This is a genomic window from Streptomyces venezuelae, assembly GCF_008642295.1.
Taxonomy (GTDB): Bacteria; Actinomycetota; Actinomycetes; order Streptomycetales; family Streptomycetaceae; genus Streptomyces; species Streptomyces venezuelae_C.
Window position 1 is genome coordinate 1,333,848 of record NZ_CP029190.1, and the last position, 16,895, is coordinate 1,350,742.

17 protein-coding genes are annotated in these 16,895 nt (G+C 70.1%); 2 read left to right on the forward strand and 15 right to left on the reverse strand.

Features of this window, described 5'->3' with window-relative positions:
- Positions 1 to 7 precede the first annotated feature (7 nt).
- Genes DEJ50_RS05945 through DEJ50_RS05955 form a run of 3 tightly spaced genes read right to left on the reverse strand, consistent with a single transcriptional unit; the run spans position 8 to position 3,610 of the window.
- The gene (locus DEJ50_RS05945; protein WP_150206541.1) at positions 8 to 688 is read right to left on the reverse strand and encodes a response regulator transcription factor; all 681 of its coding nucleotides are present in this window, start codon (positions 686 to 688) and stop codon (positions 8 to 10) included.
- A gap of 58 nt (positions 689 to 746) precedes the next feature.
- On the reverse strand, positions 747 to 2,405 hold the full coding sequence (murJ, locus tag DEJ50_RS05950; RefSeq protein ID WP_150211939.1) for a murein biosynthesis integral membrane protein MurJ: 1,659 nt from the start codon (positions 2,403 to 2,405) through the stop codon (positions 747 to 749).
- Positions 2,406 to 2,443: 38 nt separating this feature from the next.
- Positions 2,444 to 3,610, reverse strand: coding sequence for a lipid II:glycine glycyltransferase FemX (locus DEJ50_RS05955; RefSeq protein ID WP_150206542.1), 1,167 nt, complete (start codon positions 3,608 to 3,610; stop codon positions 2,444 to 2,446).
- 222 nt (positions 3,611 to 3,832) lie between these two features.
- Between DEJ50_RS05955 and DEJ50_RS05960 the strand changes: the two genes are divergently transcribed.
- Positions 3,833 to 5,029 carry an Ig-like domain-containing protein gene (locus tag DEJ50_RS05960; protein ID WP_150206543.1) on the forward strand — a complete coding sequence of 399 codons (1,197 nt, stop codon included), beginning with the start codon at positions 3,833 to 3,835 and terminating at the stop codon, positions 5,027 to 5,029.
- A 110-nt stretch (positions 5,030 to 5,139) separates the two neighbouring features.
- Entirely contained in the window at positions 5,140 to 6,759 is a 1,620-nt protein-coding gene (locus DEJ50_RS05965) for a CocE/NonD family hydrolase (protein WP_150206544.1), read from the forward strand.
- Between the two features lie 40 nt (positions 6,760 to 6,799).
- On the opposite strand, the gene DEJ50_RS05970 is transcribed toward DEJ50_RS05965, so the two are convergent.
- From DEJ50_RS05970 to DEJ50_RS06025, 12 genes are all read right to left on the reverse strand, one after another.
- Positions 6,800 to 7,705, reverse strand: coding sequence for an amino acid ABC transporter permease (locus tag DEJ50_RS05970; RefSeq protein WP_150206545.1), 906 nt, complete (start codon positions 7,703 to 7,705; stop codon positions 6,800 to 6,802).
- Positions 7,702 to 8,346: an amino acid ABC transporter permease gene (locus DEJ50_RS05975; protein ID WP_150206546.1), complete on the reverse strand. Its 645-nt coding sequence runs from the start codon at positions 8,344 to 8,346 to the stop codon at positions 7,702 to 7,704. The genes DEJ50_RS05970 and DEJ50_RS05975 overlap by 4 nt, the downstream gene beginning before the upstream one ends.
- Before the next feature lie 15 nt (positions 8,347 to 8,361).
- Positions 8,362 to 9,300, reverse strand: coding sequence for a glutamate ABC transporter substrate-binding protein (locus DEJ50_RS05980; protein WP_150206547.1), 939 nt, complete (start codon positions 9,298 to 9,300; stop codon positions 8,362 to 8,364).
- 14 nt (positions 9,301 to 9,314) lie between these two features.
- Positions 9,315 to 10,058: an amino acid ABC transporter ATP-binding protein gene (locus tag DEJ50_RS05985; RefSeq protein ID WP_150206548.1), complete on the reverse strand. Its 744-nt coding sequence runs from the start codon at positions 10,056 to 10,058 to the stop codon at positions 9,315 to 9,317.
- 152 nt (positions 10,059 to 10,210) lie between these two features.
- A complete protein-coding gene (locus DEJ50_RS05990; protein WP_150206549.1) occupies positions 10,211 to 10,651 on the reverse strand; it encodes a DUF6278 family protein in 441 nt (146 codons plus the stop codon).
- A 16-nt stretch (positions 10,652 to 10,667) separates the two neighbouring features.
- Positions 10,668 to 11,447 carry an exodeoxyribonuclease III gene (locus DEJ50_RS05995; RefSeq protein ID WP_150206550.1) on the reverse strand — a complete coding sequence of 260 codons (780 nt, stop codon included), beginning with the start codon at positions 11,445 to 11,447 and terminating at the stop codon, positions 10,668 to 10,670.
- Between the two features lie 30 nt (positions 11,448 to 11,477).
- A complete protein-coding gene (locus DEJ50_RS06000; protein ID WP_150206551.1) occupies positions 11,478 to 12,110 on the reverse strand; it encodes an MBL fold metallo-hydrolase in 633 nt (210 codons plus the stop codon).
- A 29-nt stretch (positions 12,111 to 12,139) separates the two neighbouring features.
- Entirely contained in the window at positions 12,140 to 12,739 is a 600-nt protein-coding gene (locus tag DEJ50_RS06005; protein WP_223837617.1) for a hypothetical protein, read from the reverse strand.
- Complete coding sequence (locus tag DEJ50_RS06010; RefSeq protein ID WP_150206552.1) at positions 12,736 to 13,899, reverse strand: ROK family glucokinase; 1,164 nt, start codon at positions 13,897 to 13,899, stop codon at positions 12,736 to 12,738. Before DEJ50_RS06010 ends, DEJ50_RS06005 begins: the two co-directional genes overlap by 4 nt.
- Positions 13,896 to 14,726, reverse strand: a complete 831-nt coding sequence (locus DEJ50_RS06015; protein WP_223837618.1) for an ATP-binding cassette domain-containing protein — start codon at positions 14,724 to 14,726, stop codon at positions 13,896 to 13,898. The genes DEJ50_RS06010 and DEJ50_RS06015 overlap by 4 nt, the downstream gene beginning before the upstream one ends.
- Positions 14,723 to 15,769: an ABC transporter permease gene (locus DEJ50_RS06020; protein ID WP_150206553.1), complete on the reverse strand. Its 1,047-nt coding sequence runs from the start codon at positions 15,767 to 15,769 to the stop codon at positions 14,723 to 14,725. The genes DEJ50_RS06015 and DEJ50_RS06020 overlap by 4 nt, the downstream gene beginning before the upstream one ends.
- Positions 15,766 to 16,746 (reverse strand): sugar ABC transporter substrate-binding protein, encoded by a 981-nt coding sequence (locus DEJ50_RS06025; RefSeq protein WP_190344305.1) that lies wholly within the window; start codon positions 16,744 to 16,746, stop codon positions 15,766 to 15,768. Before DEJ50_RS06025 ends, DEJ50_RS06020 begins: the two co-directional genes overlap by 4 nt.
- Positions 16,747 to 16,895 lie beyond the last annotated feature (149 nt).

A 16,895-nucleotide genomic window follows, 5' to 3' on the forward strand; every position in this document is an offset into this window, starting at 1 on the left:
ACGCCGGTCACAGCGGGCCGAAGCGGTAGCCGAAGCCCCGCACGGTCTGGATGTAGCGGGGGTTGCCCGCCGGGTCCTCGATCTTGGTACGGAGGCGGCGGACGCAGGCGTCCACCAGCCGGGCGTCCGCGTGGTAGCTGTGCTCCCACACGTACTCCAGGAGCTGCTGGCGGCTGAAGACCTGCTCGGGCGAGGCCGACAGGTGGAGCAGCAGCTTGAGCTCGCTGGGGGCGAGGGCGACCCGCTCGCCGTTCTTGGCGACGGTCAGGCCGGCCCGGTCCACGGCGAGCTCGCCGTGGAACTCGACGCCGGGGCGGGCGCCGGGGTCGGAGAGCCTGCGCAGCACCGCCTTGATCCGGGCCTCGATGACCTCGGTGCGGGCGGGTTTGACGATGTAGTCGTCGGCTCCGGCCTCCAAGCCGACGACCACGTCGAAGTCGTCGCCGCGCGCGGTCAGCATGATGATCGGGATCTGGCTGGTCTCGCGGATGCGGCGGCACACCTGGACGCCGTTGATCCCGGGGAGCATCAGGTCGAGCAGCACCAGCTCGGGGCGGAACCCGGGCAGCAGGGCCAGGCCGGCTTCACCGGTCTCGGCGGCGCTGACCTCGTGGCCGCGGCGGCGCAGCCCGAGGCCGACCCCTTCCCGTACGGAGGGGTCGTCCTCGATCAGGAGTACGCGTGGCATCGGGTCAGTATCCCAGGGGTGTCAGTGGTGTCGGGGGGTGAGGTCGGGGGGCTTCCTGCTACCGGCCGATGCGGCGGCGCAGGGAGTCCAGCGGGCCGGTGATCTCGGTCAGGCGCAGCGGGCGGGCGAGGAGCACGACGACGAGGGCGAGGGCCGCGGTTCCCGCGGCGAGCGCCGCGAGGTTGCCGAGGCCTTCGGCGGACCGGGCCGCCGCCCAGCCCGCCGCGCCGGCCGGGATGCTCGCGGCCAGCAGCCGCAGGTGCGTACGGAGGGCACTGGTGCGGCGTTCGGTCCGGGTGCCGCCGCGCGGGCCGAGCCGGCGGGCCAGGGTGTACGCGGTGACCGCGCAGCCGGCGATCAGCGCGAGCGAGTAGGCGCCGGCCATACCGGTGACGGCCCACCGGGCGGGCAGCAGCCAGTAGGCGGCGGCCGACAGCCCGGCGTTCAGCCCGGCGATCACCAGGTTCAGGAAGAACGGGGTCCGGGTGTCGGAGAGGGCGTAGAACCCGCGGGAGAGGACGTACTGGCCGGAGAAGGCGATCAGGCCGGGCGCGAACGCGATCAGCATGCCCGCCATGAGCTCGATGTCGGCGGCACCGGTGCGCCCGTACTCGAAGACGCTGCCCATGACCCAGGGGGCGAGCGCGGCGAACAGGCAGGCGGCGGGGACCACGAAGGCGGCGCTGGTGCGCAGGGCCTGCGAGACGTCGCGGCGGACGGCGCTGAGGTCGCCGTCGGTGGCGGCGGCGCTCATCCGCGGCATCAGGGCGGTCACCAGGGAGACCGTGATGATGCCCTGGGGGACGATCCACAGCTGGTAGGCGTTGCTGTAGGCGGTGTAGCCGGCGCCGCCCGCGATGCCCTCGGCCACCGCCTGGGTCCCGGTGGTGGTGGAGAGCCGGGTCACCACCCAGTAGGCGATCTGGTTGGTGAGGACCAGCAGGACCAGCCAGCCGCCATTGCGCAGCGGGCGGGCCAGGCCGCTGCCGCGCCAGTCGAAGCGGGGGCGCCAGCGGAACCGGGCCGCCCGCAGGGAGGGGACCAGGGCGAGGGCCTGGACGACGATTCCCGCGGTGGTGCCGAGGCCGAGGAGCCGGGTCTCGGCCGCGGTCAGGCCGTCGGCCGCGTCGTGGGAGACGTACAGGAACAGGCCGAACACACCGATGATCACGATGTTGTTGAGGACGGGAGTCCACATCATGGCGCCGAACCGGCCGCGGGCGTTGAGGACCTGTCCGAGCAGGGTGAACAGGCCGTAGAAGAGGATCTGCGGCAGGCAGTAGCGGGCCAGTGCCACGGTGGTGCTCGCCTCGGCGCCCTGGTACGGGGTGTACGCGGCCACGATCAGCGGTGCGGCGAGCACCGCGGCGGCGGTGAGGACCAGCAGGGCGGCGGTGCAGGCGGTCAGCAGCCGGTCGGTGTAGGCCCGGCCGCCGTCGGCGTGTTCCTTGGCGGCCCGGACCAGCTCGGGGACGAACACCGCGTTGAGCGCGCCGCCGATGAGCAGCATGTACAGGATGTTCGGGACGGTGTTGGCGACGGCGTAGGTGTCGCCGAGCAGTCCGGTGCCGAGGGCGGCGACGACCACGGCGGAGCGGATGAAGCCGGTGGCGCGGGAGACGATGGAGCCGGCCGCCATCAGGGCGCCGCTGCGGAGTATCGAGGCCTTGGGCTGCTGCTGCTCCGCCACGGGTATGGGTTCGGGCCCGGCGGTCATGGGTGCCGTGGCAGCCGGGCCGGCCGTGGTGCTGTTGGTCACCGGCGCGCCAGGTAGGCCTGGAAGGCCTTGTAGAGCGCCGAGTTGGCGTATCCGTCCATCGGGATCTCCCATTCGCCGAGTGTTTCCACGATCTGCCCACCGGTACCGAGCTTCCAGCGCAGCAGTCCGAAGGAACGTTCGTCGGGGTCGAGGGTGGAGGGTACCCCGCGCATGTCGTACTCGTCGGCGCCGAGGGCGTGGGCGTCACACAGCATGCGCCACTGGAGGGCGTTGCTGGGGCGGACCTCGCGGCGGTGGTCGGCGGAGGCACCGGTCTGGTACCAGACCCGGCGGCCGGCCACGATCATGGTGTGGGCGGCGAGGATCTCGCCCTGGTGGGTGGCCAGGTAGAGGCGCATCCGGCCGGGTGCCTCGGCGTTCAGGGCCTCGTACTGCTGCCGGTAGTAGGCGAGGGAGCGGCCGAGCCGGAATCCGTCGCGTTCCTCGGTGAGCTGGAGCAGCCGGTAGAACTCGGGGAGGTCCTCGGCGGTGCCGACGGTGGTTTCCACGCCGGCCTTGTCGGCCTTGCGCACGTTGCGGCGCCATTCCTGGTTGAGGCCGGACCACAGGTCGTCGAGGGAGCGGCCGGCCAGCGGGACCCGGAAGACGTGCCGGGGCTGGGCGTCCCCGTCGTCCTCCCCGCCGCAGCGCTTCCAGCCGCGGGTGCGCAGCCGGTCGGCGACGGCGGTGCCGAGCGGGTCGGCCTCGGTGGCGAGGACGTCGGATATCTGCCGGCCGGGGCCGGCGGCGGCCTTGGCGGCGGCGGCGTCCCAGCGGCGGTAGGTGGGGGTGGGGCCGATCCGTACGGCGAAGGCGCCGGCGGCCCGGAGGTGGCGCATCAGGGGGGTGAGCCAGCGGTCGATGTGCGGGTCGGCCCAGTCCGCCACCGGCCCTTCGGGCAGATAGGCGAAGTACTTACGGGTACCGGGGAGCTGGCGGTAGAGGACGAGGGCGCCGCCGAGGATGTCCCCGGCCGGGCCGTGCCAGCCGACCCGCTCCGAGCGCCAGAGGTTCTTCACCCCGGCCCAGGACGGGTACTGAAGGAAGCTGGCCTGCCGGTGCCGGGCGAGGAAGGCCTGGTACTCGGGGACGGACAGGGTCCGGACGCGGAGCTCCGGTTCGAGCTGGGGCGAGGCGGGCGGGGTCACGAGCAGGGCACACACGGCTGACCGTCCTTCCGGTGGTCCGGTACGTCCGATGGGGATGCACAGGACTTTCACAGCCGTCCATGACCGAGGTGCGCGGCGATTGTGACCGGACGATGACCGTTCTGCTGCGGTCCACGTCACAGGAAAGAGTGAAGCTTTTTCCGCTTCGGAGGGAACCTAAAGTCGTGTTCGTCCGCTCTTGGCTTGCGGACGCACTTTGCATCGGAGGGGTTTTCGTTGAGCCGTACACGCCGTACCGCCCGTCACGCCGCGCTTGCCGGCACCGCGCTGCTGGCCGCCGCGCTGACCGCCTGTTCGGGCGGTTCCGGTGGCTCGGGCAGCGGCGACGGCAAGAACGCGGAAATGAAGCCGAAGGCACCCATGGCCATCTCGGTCAACCTGACCGGGACCGAGGTCAAGGCGGGTGAGCCGGTCAAGGTGACCGTGGCCGAGGGCAAGCTGACGCAGGTGAAGGTGACCGATGCCAAGGGCGGTGAGCTGGTCGGCCAGATATCGCCGGACGGCAAGACCTGGACCTCGGAGCGGAACGCCTCGCCGGGCGGGCAGTACAAGGTGGAGGCCCAGAACGCCGACAGCCAGACCGCGACCGCGCAGTTCAAGACAAGCGCCGCGGACAAGGTGAACAAGGTCTCGATCTTCCCGGGCAAGAACTCCACGGTGGGCGTGGCCCAGCCGGTGTCGCTGGTCTTCGACAACCCGGTGAAGAACAAGGCCGAGGTGGAGAAGCACCTGAAGGTGACCACCTCGAACAACACCGAGGGCTCCTGGGGCTGGATGACGGACTACTCGGGCAAGGACCGGGTGGACTGGCGGCCGAAGGAGTACTGGAAGTCCGGCACCGACGTCAAGGTGCAGATGAACCTCAACGGGGTGGACTCCGGCCAGGGCGGCGGCTACTTCGTCCGCGACTACAGCACCGAGTTCAAGACCGGCAAGGACCGCCGGCTCCTGGTGAACCTCGACACCAAGCAGATGACGGTGACCGAGGAGGGGCAGACGGTGAAGACGATCCCGGTGTCGGCGGGCACGCCCGGCGGCCAGAAGGCGTCCTGGTCCGGGAAGATGGCGCTGATGTCGAAGGAGGGCACCATCAACATGAACTCCGAGACGGTGGGCCTGGGCGACGCCTACGACAAGATGGTCGACTACTCGATGCGGGTGACCTGGTCCGGGATGTACATCCACGCCGCCCCCTGGAACTCCGGGAACTTCGGCCGCGCCAATGCCAGTTCCGGCTGTGTGGGGATGAGCGACGGCAATGCCGCCGCCCTGTTCGCCATGGCCCAGGTGGGCGATGTGGTCGAGGTGACCGGCGGCGGTTCGAAGGGCAACGCCAAGCTGGGCAACGGCTACACGGAGTGGAACCTCTCCTGGGAGGAGTGGAAGACCAAGTCCGCCCTGGCCGGCAACTGAATCTCATTCAATCGTTACCGGCACGTAACTTACTGATGGGTTACTTTCGGTAACGCGCTCCCGTTACCGTCGGGTCACTTTGATGACCCGGCGCACCCGAGGAGCGATTGATGGCACGCACCCCCACAGCTGCCGCAACCGTGACGGCACTGCTGGCCGCAGCCGCCCTGGGCCTGGCCCCCCACCAGGCCCAGGCGGCGCCCGCCGCCGCCGTCCCTGCCACCACCGGCACCACCGGCACCACCGGCACTGCCGCCGCCGAGCAGAGCGGACCGAGCTTCCACGACATCCCGGGCTCCGGCGGGATCACCCTCAAGGGCAATGTCTTCACCCCGGCCGGCGCCCAGGCCGGCCGGAAATACCCGCTGATCGTGCTCCCCACCAGCTGGGGCATGCCGCAGATCGAATACATCGCGCAGGCCAAGAAGCTCGCCGACTCCGGCTATGTGGTGGTCAGTTACACCTCCCGCGGGTTCTGGCTCTCCGGCGGCGAGATCGAGGTGGCCGGCCCGCCGGACATCGCCGATGTCTCGGCCGTCATCGACTGGGCGCTCGCCAACAGCCCGGCCGACCCCGGCCGCATCGGCCTGGGCGGGGTCTCCTACGGCGCCGGCATCAGCCTGCTCGCCGCCGCCCACGATGCCCGTATCAAGACCGTGGTCGCCCTCAGCGGCTGGGCCGACCTGATCGAGTCGATCTACTCCGGCCGCACCCAGCATCGCCAGGCCGCCGGTCTGCTCGGGGCCGCCGGATACCTCACCGGCCGCCCCGGCGGCGAACTGAAGCAGATCCTCGGCGACTTCCTCGGCTCCAACCTGGCCAAGGAGCAGCAGATGATCGAGTGGGGGAAGAAGCGCTCGGCCGCCGAGCAGATCGACCGGATCAACGCCAACGGTGCCGCGATCATGCTGGGCAATGCCTGGGGCGACACCATCTTCCCGCCCAACCAATACGCCGAGTTCTTCGAGAAGCTGACCGGCCCCAAGCGCCTGGAGTTCCGCCCGGGCGACCACGCCACCGCCGAGGCGGGCGGCCTGCTGGGCCTGCCCAACGACACCTGGACCAGTGCCCACCGCTGGTTCGACCACCACCTCAAGGGCGAGCGCAACGGGGTGGACACCGAGGCCCCGGTCCGGCTGAAGTCCCGTAGCACGGGCGGCTACGAGGATTACCCGGACTGGAAGTCGGTCGGCGCGGCGGGCACCGAGCGGCTGGCGCTCTCCGACAGCGAGCACCTCTTCACGGGCGTGGACTCCGGCGCCAACGGCGGCCTCGTCTTCCTGTCCAGCATCCTGGACCAGTTCGTCAAGGCTCCCCCGGTCGCATCCGTTCCGCTGCTTCCCCGCGCCTTCGCCGCCGTCTGGCAGTCCGGCCGCTACGAGGAGGCCCGCCGCATCCGCGGCACCGTCAGGCTGCACACCACCGTCACCCCCACCCGGGCGGACGGCACCTTCGTGGCCTACCTCTACGACGTCGGCCCGCTCGGCATCGGCAAGCTGGTCTCCAACGCCCCGTACACCTTCCACGGGAAGACCCCCGGGCAGTCCTTCGGGGTGGATCTGGAGCTGTTCTCCACCGCCTACGACGTGCCCGAGGGGCATCGGCTCGCTCTGGTCATCGACACGGTCGACCCGCTCTACATCGAGCACAACCCCACCGGCGCGCAGCTGACCTTCTCCTCGCCGCGGTCCGATCCCTCGTACGTCTCGGTCCCGCTGCGCGAGCAGTGATCTCCGGCTGCTGCCGGGGCCGCGGCCGGCTCTGCGCGGGTCAGCTCTGTCCCGGCAGCACCGGCCTCGGCTCGGGCGGGGCGACATGGCCCGCATCGGTCTTGGGGCTGCGCCGCTGACGCTTGGCCACCCAGGTGGCGAACCAGGACAGCAGCATGCACATCCCGATGTAGATGGGCGAGATGATCATCACGACCGGGATGAAGGGCAGATCGTAGTCGAGGTTGGAGGCGATCAGCTTGCCCGCGTGCAGGAACTCCTCGTAGGTGATCAGGTAGCCGAGCGAGGTGTCCTTCAGGGCGACCACCAGCTGGCTGATGATGGTCGGCAGCATGGCCCGGAGCGCCTGGGGGGCCAGTACGTACGTCATCACCTGGGTCTTGCGCATGCCCAGCGCATACGCCGCCTCGCGCTGGCCGCGCTCCACCGCGTTGATGCCGGTGCGGAACACCTCGGCCAGGACCGAGCCGTTGTAGAGGGTCAGTCCGGCCACCAGCGCGGGCAGCGGCTGGACCTTCAGCGCCACGAAGATGAAGAAGATCATCACCAGGACCGGCATGGCCCGGAAGAACTCCACGCAGACGGTGGACAGCCAGCGCACCGGCCGGTGCACCGACAGCCGGCCGGTCGCGAGCACCCCGCCGAGCAGCAGCGAGAGCACGGAGGCGTAGGCGAAGGCCTTGAGGGTGTTCCCCAGGCCCCTGAGCACCAGTTCCTGGATGCCCTCGTAGGTGAAGGGGCTCCATTTGTCGGCGGTGAACTGCCCGGTCGAGAAGAGCAGGTAGAGGATCCAGCCGAGCAGGGCCAGCACCACCACGGTGGAGAGGATCCCGTAGAGGAAGTGCCGGCGCCGAGCCCGGGGGCCGGGGATGTCGTAGAGGGCGGTGGACTCGGTGTCGGCATGCCGCCCGGGTGCGGGCGCGGTCCCGGTCTCGGTGGCGGTCATCGGGCGATCCCCCAACGCTTTTCGAGGACGTTGAACAGCGCGCTGATGGACAGGGTGATGATCAGATAGCCCACGGCGATCCAGAAGAAGGTCCAGATGATGCTGTAGCCGAGCTCGCTGAGCGTCTTGTACGTGCCCAGCAGCTCGTTGACGCTGAAGGCGCCGGCGATGGCCGTGTTCTTGGCCAGCGCGATCAGGGTGGAGCCGATCGGCGGGATCACCGACCGGAACGCCTGGGGCAGCACCACGTCGCCGAGGGTCTGGCCGAAGGACATCCCCAGGCTGCGGGCGGCCTCGCCCTGCCCCTTGGGCACGGTGTTGATGCCCGAGCGCAGCGCCTCGCAGATGAAGGCGGAGGTGTAGCAGCCGAGGGCGATGACGGCGAACACCTCGAAGGGCAGGACCAGCCCGAAACGCGGCAGTCCGAGCAGGACCGCGAAGAAGAGCAGGGTCAGGGGGGTGTTGCGGAGCACCGTCACCCACACCGTGCCGAAGACCCGGAAGGAACCGACGGGGGCGACCCGGAAGGAGGCCATGAGGAAGCCGAGGACCAGGGCGAGCAGCGAGGAGTAGACGGTGAGTTCGACGGTGCCGAGGAAGCCCTTGCCGTAGAGGGCGAAGTTGTCGGTGAGTACGTCCATGCCGGTGCGGTCCCCTCAGTTCGCCGGGTAGCGGTCGATGGCGGGCGGCGCCGGGGCGGGCGTTCCCGACAGGCCGAGCGTGGCGTCGTACGCCTTCTTCCAGTTGCCGTTCTTCTCGTTGGCGGCGAGGGCGTCGTCGAGGGCGAAGCGCAGGGCGTTGTCGCCGCGCGGGACGCCGATGCCGTAGGGCTCCCGGGAGAAGGGCTTGCCGACGACCTTGAGCTCCTCGGGCACCTTGGCCGCGTAGCCGAGGAGGATGGAGTCGTCGGTGGAGACCGCGTCGACCTGGTAGGTCAGCAGGTTGTCGACGCAGACCGAGTAGGTGTCGTAGGTGACCAGGTCGGCCTGGGGGTATTCGCGTTCGAGCCGCTGGGCGGGGGTGGAGCCGGCCGCCGAGCAGACCCGTTTGCCGGCCAGGTCCTCGGGGCCCTTGATGTCCTCCTCGTCGCGGCGGACCAGCAGGGACTGGCCGGCCATGTAGTAGGGCCCGGCGAAGCCGACCTGCTTCTTGCGGTTGTCGTTGATGGTGTAGGTGCCGACGTAGTAGTCGATCTGGCCGTTCTGCAGGGCGGTCTCGCGGTTGGCGGAGGCGACCGTCTTGAACTCGATCTGATCGGGGCGGAAGCCGAGGGAGGCGGCCATCATCTTGGCGATCTCGATGTCGAAGCCGGAGTACCGGCCGCTGGCGGGGTCCTTCTCGCCCAGGTAGGGCTGGTCCTCCTTGACGCCGATCACCAGCCGGCCGCGTTTCTTCGCGCGCTGCCAGGTCGGCGAGTCGGGCAGGCTGAAGCCGGTGGCGACCTGGTAGACGGGGAGGTCCTCGGGCTGCGGCCCCTTGACGGGCGGGCTGCCGTCCTTTCCGCAGCCGGTGACGGCCGCGACGAGGGCGAGGAGCAGTACGAGGATCAGGGCGGGGCGGTGTGCGGGCAGGCGGGAGCGGCTGGGGGTGGTCATCGGTCCGGGGCCCCTCAGTGCTTGAGGATCTTGGAGAGGAAGTCCCTGGCCCGGTCGCTCTCGGGAGCGGTGAAGAACTGCTCCGGGGTCCGGTCCTCGACGATCCTGCCATCGGCCATGAACACGACGCGGTTGGCGGCGGAGCGGGCGAAGCCCATCTCGTGGGTGACCACGACCATGGTCATCCCGTCCCGGGCGAGCTGCTGCATGACCTCCAGCACCTCGTTGATCATCTCCGGGTCCAGGGCGGAGGTGGGCTCGTCGAAGAGGAGGGCCTTGGGGTCCATGGCGAGGGCCCGGGCGATGGCCACCCGCTGCTGCTGGCCGCCGGAGAGCTGGGCCGGGTACTTCTCCGCCTGGGAGGCGAGGCCGACCCGGTCCAGGAGTTCCCGGGAGCGCTTGTCGGCCTCGTCCCGCTTCCGTTTGCGGACCTTGACCTGGGCCAGGGAGACATTGGCGAGGACGGTCTTGTGGGCGAAGAGGTTGAAGGACTGGAAGACCATGCCAACCTCGGCGCGCAGTGCCGCCAGCTCCTTGCCCTCGTCGGGCAGGGGCTGTCCGTCCAGGCGGATGGTGCCGGACTCGATGGTCTCCAGCCGGTTGATGGTCCGGCAGAGGGTGGATTTCCCGGAGCCGGAGGGGCCGATGATCACCACCACCTCCCCGCGGCCGACGGTGAGGTTGATGTCTTGGAGGACGTGCAGTTGCCCGTAGTACTTGTTGACGTCCCGCAGCTCGATCAACGGATCGACGGCCATACGCTGCCCCACTTTTTGGCTGTGTCGAGGTCAGCGCAAACTATCCAGTCGGGGAAGGGCACTTCACCTCGACACGCGTAAATGGGGCATAAAGCCAAATGTCCCCCGTTCGAGGGATGATCGGCCCCCGGCCGCGATCCGCCGGACACCCTTTAGATCTCGGAAGCCTCGGCATAGGCCTGGCAGAGCTCCGGGGAGCCGGTCATGGCCCAGGCGACCCCCGACTCGACCACGTTCAGCTCACGGCCCGAGGCCAGCCGGATCACCGGCTGGCCATTGGGCCACACCTGCCAGCCGGACCCGGGCACGGTCCGGATGATCACCGTGCCCAGATAGAAGCCGGCGTCGTTGCCCAGCCACGGCGTGATCTCCGGGTCCCGGCGCCAGCGCGGCATCATCTGGTCCAGGGCCTCCAACGAGGCCGGGCTCTCGTCGAGTTCCAGCCCGCCCGCTCTCGCCTGGACGCGCAGCATCTCGCACTCGGAGAACATCTCGGTGACGCCCTCGGGGTCGTCGGCGAGCGCCGAGGCCAGCGCCGCACCCTGTCCGGTCTCGTGCCGATTCAGCCAGTTGTCCAGGAAAGGGATGTTCATACTCTCCAGCGTCGCACTAGACGTCGAGATCGACAATGACCGGCGCGTGGTCCGAAGCACCCTTGCCCTTGCGCTCCTCGCGGTCGACATAGGCGTCCTTGACGGCCTTCGCGAAGGCCGCATTGCCGTAGACCAGGTCGATGCGCATGCCCCGGTTCTTGGGGAAGGCGAGCTGGCGGTAGTCCCAGTAGGTGTACGGCCGGTCGTACTTGAGGGCGCGCGGCAGGATGTCCGAGAGCCCGGCGGCACGCAAGGCCTCCAGGGCGGCCCGCTCGGCCGGGGTGACATGCGTCAGGCCCTCGAAGACCGCCGGGTCGAAGACGTCCTCGTCGGTCGGGGCCACGTTGAAATCGCCGAGCACCGCGAACGGGCGCGGGCCGGCGGCGTCTTCCGCGACCGCGTCGCGCAGGGCGCGGAACCACTCCAGCTTGTAGCCGTAGTGGTCGTGCAGGACCTCGCGGCCGTTGGGCACGTACACCGACCACAGGCGTACTCCGCCGCAGGTCGCGGAGATCGCGCGGGGCTCCTGCACGCCCTCGTACTCCGGGCCGCCGGTCAGGCCGGTGACCACGTCCTCCAGGCCGACCCGGGAGATCAGGGCGACGCCGTTCCACCGGCCGGTGGCGTGGACGGCCGACTCGTACCCCAGCTCGCGCAGCGCGTCGGCCGGGAACTGCTCGGCCGCGCACTTGGTCTCCTGGATGCAGAGCACATCGGTGCCGGAGGACTCCAGCCAGGCCAGCAGCCGGGGCAGCCGGGCGGTGATCGAGTTGACGTTGAACGTGGCGATACGCATGCCAACCAACCTACCGCCCGGCACCGACAGCTACCGGGTGGCGCTCTCTCCGGCGGTCATCCGGGTGTGCGGGGCGCCGCCCAGGCCGGCCAGGGCGGAGTCGTAGACCGGCCGGGCGATGTCGGAGAGGTAGGCGTCGTGGATGTCGATCGCCACCCCCGGCTTGACCTCGCGTACGTAGTCGATCACCTCGGAGATCTTGCTCCAGGGCGCGTGCACGGGGAGCATCAGCGTCTCCACCGGGGTGCCGGGCACGGTCAGCGCGTCCCCGGGGTGGAAGAGGGAACCCTCCACCAGGTAACCGACGTTGGTGATCCGCGGGAGGTCGGGGTGGATCACGGCGTGCAGTTCGCCGTGCACCTGGACCTCGAAGCCGGCCGCGGTGAAGGTGTCGCCGTGGCCGACCGTGTGCACCCGCCCCGGATAAGCCCCGGCCAGCCGGTCCGCGACGCTGCGCAGGGTCCACAGCTCGGCGCCCGGGCGGGCGTCGAGGGCGGCCCGCAGCCGGCCCTCGTCGAAGTGATCGGGGTGCTCGTGGGTGACCAGCAGGGCATCGGCCCCCAGGCCCGCGTCGGGCTCGCTGAAGGCACCCGGGTCGATGACGAGCACGCGCCCGTCCTTCTCCAACTGGACGCAGGAGTGCAGCTTCTTGGTCAGCTTCATGATCCCCAGGGTAGGGGCCGGAGCCTGCGCTAGGGGGTGGCTGTGGATACCACGTAGACCCGGGGCTTTTCCGGGTCGGTCAGGTCGACCGTGATGTCCTGGGTGGGGCGCGGGTCCTGCTGGTCGTGGGTGGTGCCGAACCAGTGCTGCTCCGGGGCCCAGCTCCAGCCCGCCACGTGGGCGTCGCGCTCCCCGATGGAGACGCCGGGGGTGAGGGCGTCCCGGCTGGTGCCGATGGCCTTCAGGAAGAAGTCCAGGTCCACCGGGTTGGTGGTGAACTGCACGTACAGCCGGCTGGTACGCCAGTTGTTGGTCTCGTAGAAGCCGACGCCGGTGGACCAGTCCGGGACCGGTACCTCGTAGATGCTGCGCTGGACCCGGGAGGGCCAGCCGGAGCGCACCTGGTCGGCGGCTGCCTTGGCGGCCTTGACCCGCCCGCTGCTGCGGCTCTGCTCGGCGGAGACCGCCAGGTAGCCGGCGGGAATCCCGATCAGCAGCACGATGATGATCGCGGTGAGCCAGCGGCGCCGGACCGTGTGCCGGCGGTCCTCGGCCGGCTGTACAGGGCCGGGGCTACCCTCGTCGGAGGCGGGTGCCTGGCGCGGCAGGGTGGTGGGGGGCGGGGTCACTGCGGTTCCTGTTCCTCGGGCCCGGGTGCACCGCGCAGGCCCAGGTAGCGTTCGTAGCGTTCGTACCGCTCGACCCGGCGGCGGTTGGCCCGGCGGAACCGGCGGGCGACCAGGCGGGCCAGGTCGGCGGCGCCGACCATACCGGCTTCGGGGCCGAGCTGGGCCTTGGCGATCCGGGCCTCGGGCCGGTACCCGCGGCCCGTCAGGTGGCGCCGGAAGGCGTCCCGGGCGGGACCGATGAGCAGGTCGTCCGCGGCGCTGACGCCACCGCCGATGACAAAGCAGGACGGGTCGAGGGCGGCGGCCAGGTTGGCGATGCCGACGCCGAGCCACTGCCCGATGTCCTGGAGCAGCTCGATGCACATGGCATCGCCCTCGCGGGCCAGCTCGGTGATGAGCGGCCCGGTGATCTCGGGGACGTTCCCGCCGACCCGGGCGATGATGTTGTACGCGACCGGGGAGTCGGCGGCGGCCAGCTCGCGGGCCTCGCGGACCAGGGCGTTGCCGGAGCTGTACTGCTCCCAGCAGCCGCGGTTGCCACAGGGGCAGCGGTGCCCGCCGGGCACCACCTGCATATGGCCGAACTCGCCGGCCACCCCGAACTTTCCCCGCTTGACCTGGCCGCCCTCCAGGATGGCGCCGCCGATGCCGGTGCCCAGGGTGATCATGACGAGGTGGTCCTCGCCGCGTCCGGCGCCGAACCGCCATTCCGCCCACGCCGCGGTGTTGGCGTCGTTGTCCACCATCACCGGGACGGCCAGCCGGGACTGCAGGGCGTCCCGGAGCGGCTCGTCGCGCCAGGCCAGGTGGGGGGCGAACAGCACCCGGGAGCGGTTGGCGTCCACCCAGCCGGCCGCACCGATGCCCACCGCGTGCACGTCGTGCCGGTCGGAGAGGTCCAGCACCAGCTCGGTGATGGTGTCCTCGACCACCTTGGGACTCTTGGACTTGTCCGGGGTCTCGGTGCGGATCTTCTCCAGGATCACGCCGTCGGCGTCCACGACGCCCGCCATCACCTTGGTGCCGCCGATGTCGATGCCGACGGTCGGGACGCGGGGGGCGGTCAGGTGCGACCGGCGCTCACGGGTCCCGACGGTCCGCAGGACGGTGCCACGCGCCGACCCGCGGTGGGCGAGCGTGAAGTCCCGGTACGTGCTCATCGAGTCCTGTCGTCCCTGTCGTGTGCGTCGCCTGCCGTTGCGTCTGTCGTCGATTCTGCCACCCGGGCCAGTTCGTGGCTCAGCTCGTCGAGCTCGCTTCCACCTGCCATCTGCCGGGTGAGCTCGTCCAGGGTGATGGAGTCCCGGGTGTGCGAGCCCGCCATGGTGCCGCGCTTGAGCAGCACGAAGCGGTCGCCGACGAGGTGGGCGTGGTGCGGGTTGTGGGTGATGAGGACCACACCCAGTCCGGCGTCCCGGGCGGCGGCGACGTACTTGAGGACCACCCCGGACTGCTTGACGCCCAGGGCGGCGGTCGGCTCGTCCAGGACGAGGACCTTCGCGCCGAAGTGCACCGCGCGGGCGATGGCCACGCACTGCCGCTCGCCCCCGGACAGGGTGCCGATGGGCTGGTCGACATCGCGCAGGTCGATGCCCATGCGCAGCAGCGCCGACCGGGTGGTCTCGCGCATCAGGCCGACGTCGAGGCGGCGGAGGACTCCGCGGCCCCGGGTCGGTTCGGAGCCGAGGAAGAAGTTCCGCCAGACCGGCATCAGCGGGACCACGGCCAGGTCCTGGTAGACGGTGGCGATGCCGCGGTCCAGGGCGGCGCGCGGGTTGGCGAGGACGGTCTCCTCGCCGTCGATCTCGAAGCTGCCGGAGTCGTGCCGGTGCAGACCCGCGATGATCTTGATGAGGGTGGACTTGCCGGCGCCGTTGTCACCGAGCACACAGGTGATCTCGCCGGCCGCGACCTCCAGGGAGACCCCTTCGAGGGCCCGGATGTTCCCGTAGTACTTGCTGACCTCCGTCAGCTTCACCAGACTCACTTGGCCTCCGCCCGCTTCCGCACCCAGGCGTTCAGCAGGGTGGCCAGGAGGAGCATCGCTCCGAGGAAGAATTTGAACCAGTCGGGGTTCCACTGCGCGTACACGATGCCGTTGCTGGTCATGCCGAAGATGAAGGCGCCGACGGCCGAGCCGATGGCGGAGCCGTAGCCGCCGGTCATCAGACAGCCGCCGATCACGGCCGCGATGATGTAGAGGAACTCGTTGCCCACGCCCTCGCCGGACTGGACCACGTCGTACGAGAACAGGATGTGCTGGCCGGAGATCCAGGCGCACAGGGCCACACCCATGTACAGCCCGATCCGGGTCCTGACCACCGGCACGCCGACCGCGCGGGCCGCCTCGGCGGCACCGCCCACCGCGAAGATCCAGTTACCGGCGCGGGTGCGCAGCAGGATCCAGGTGGCGAGGGCGACCAGCGCCAGCCACCACAGGACGGTGACCTTGAGGGTGACGTCGCCGATGGTCCACTGCGAGGCGAAGAGGGCCTTGGCGGAGGGGAAGCCCTCCATGTCGGCGATGGACTTGGTGGAGACCGAACCGCTGATCAGCTTGGTGAAGCCCAGGTTCAGGCCGGTCAGCATCAGGAAGGTGCCGAGGGTGATGATGAAGCTGGGCAGCTTGGTCCGGGTGAGCATGAACCCGTTGAAGAACCCGATCGCGAGGGTGACCAGCAGGGACACCCCGACGCCGACCCACACGTTGGCCGTCAGCTGGTAGCTGACCATCGAGCTGATCAGGGCCGAGCTGGTGACCATCACACCGGCCGACAGGTCGAACTCGCCGCCGATCATCAGCATCGCCACCGGCACCGCCATGATCCCGATGGTCGAGGCCGAGTACAGGATCGTGCTCAGGCTGGAGGCCTGGAGGAAGCTGGGGGCGGCAAAGGAGAAGAACACGAAGACGGCGACCGCGCCGACCACCGCGCCGAGCTCCGGGCGGCCCAGCAGACGCCGGACCAGGGAGACGTGCGCCAGGCGTTCGTCGCGGGCGGCGGGCGGCGGAGCGGTGGCGGTGCTCATCGGGTCACCCGCTTGATGTACTCCTCGAGCTCGGCCGCCTCGTCCTTGGTGACGATCTGCGGGCCGGTGAGCACCGGACGGCCGCCGCCCAGGGTGTTCGCGTTGTACTTGTAGAGCCAGAGCAGGTCCACGGCCTCGTAGCCCTGGAGGTAGGGCTGCTGGTCCACGGCGAAGCCGAGGGCGCCGGACTTCAGGTCCCGGGCCACGGACTCGTTGAGGTCGAAGGTGTCGATCTCGGCCTTGCTGCCGGCCGCATCCTTGGCCTTGACGGCCGTGGGCGCGAAGGGCGCGCCCAGGGTGAGGACCGCGTCCAGGTCCGGCTCGGCCTGCAGCTTGGCCTGGATGGCCGCCTGCACGGAGGGCATGTTGGTGCCCTCGACGTACAGGTTCTCCATGGTGCCGCCGAAGGTCTTCTTCGCTCCGGCACAGCGCTGCTCGTGGCCCACGTTGCCCTGTTCGTGCAGGACGCAGACGGCCTTCTTGCGCCCGCGCTTGGTCAGCTCGGTGCCGACCGCCTCGCCGGCGATCTCCTCGTCCTGCCCGATGTGGGTGAGGGCGCCGTACTCCTTGGACTGGGCGGAACCGGAGTTCACGGTGATCACCGGGATGCCGGCCTTGGCCGCCTTGCCGAGGACGTCCTTGAGGGCCTCGGGCTTGGCCAGGCTGACGATGATGCCGTCGACCTTCTGGTCGATCGCGGCCTGCACGAACTGGGCCTGCTGCTGTGCCTGGTCGTCGTGCGAGTAGAGGAAGTTGATGTTGTCCTTGGCCGCGGCCTCCTTGGCGCCCTTCTGCACGATGTCCCAGAAGGTGTCGCCATCGCCCGCGTGGGTGACCATCGCGAAGGTCCAGCGCGGGGTGGACACGGCCGGCCGGCCCTGCGCCGCCGCCTTGGCCCGGTCTTCCGCCCGCTTGCCCCCGGTACTGCTGCAGCCGGCGAGGGAGGCCCCCAGTACCGCGGCGAGCACGGCGCCCACGACGCGTGCCCCTGTCCGAATCCTGGTCACGTCCCTGCGCCTGCCTTTCGCCATCACTTCACTGCCGGTCATCGAAGCCGGTCATTCCGGTGTCAGCCGCCCAGTATCCGCCACAGTGGATGATGAAGGGCCATCGGGGCAGATTGACA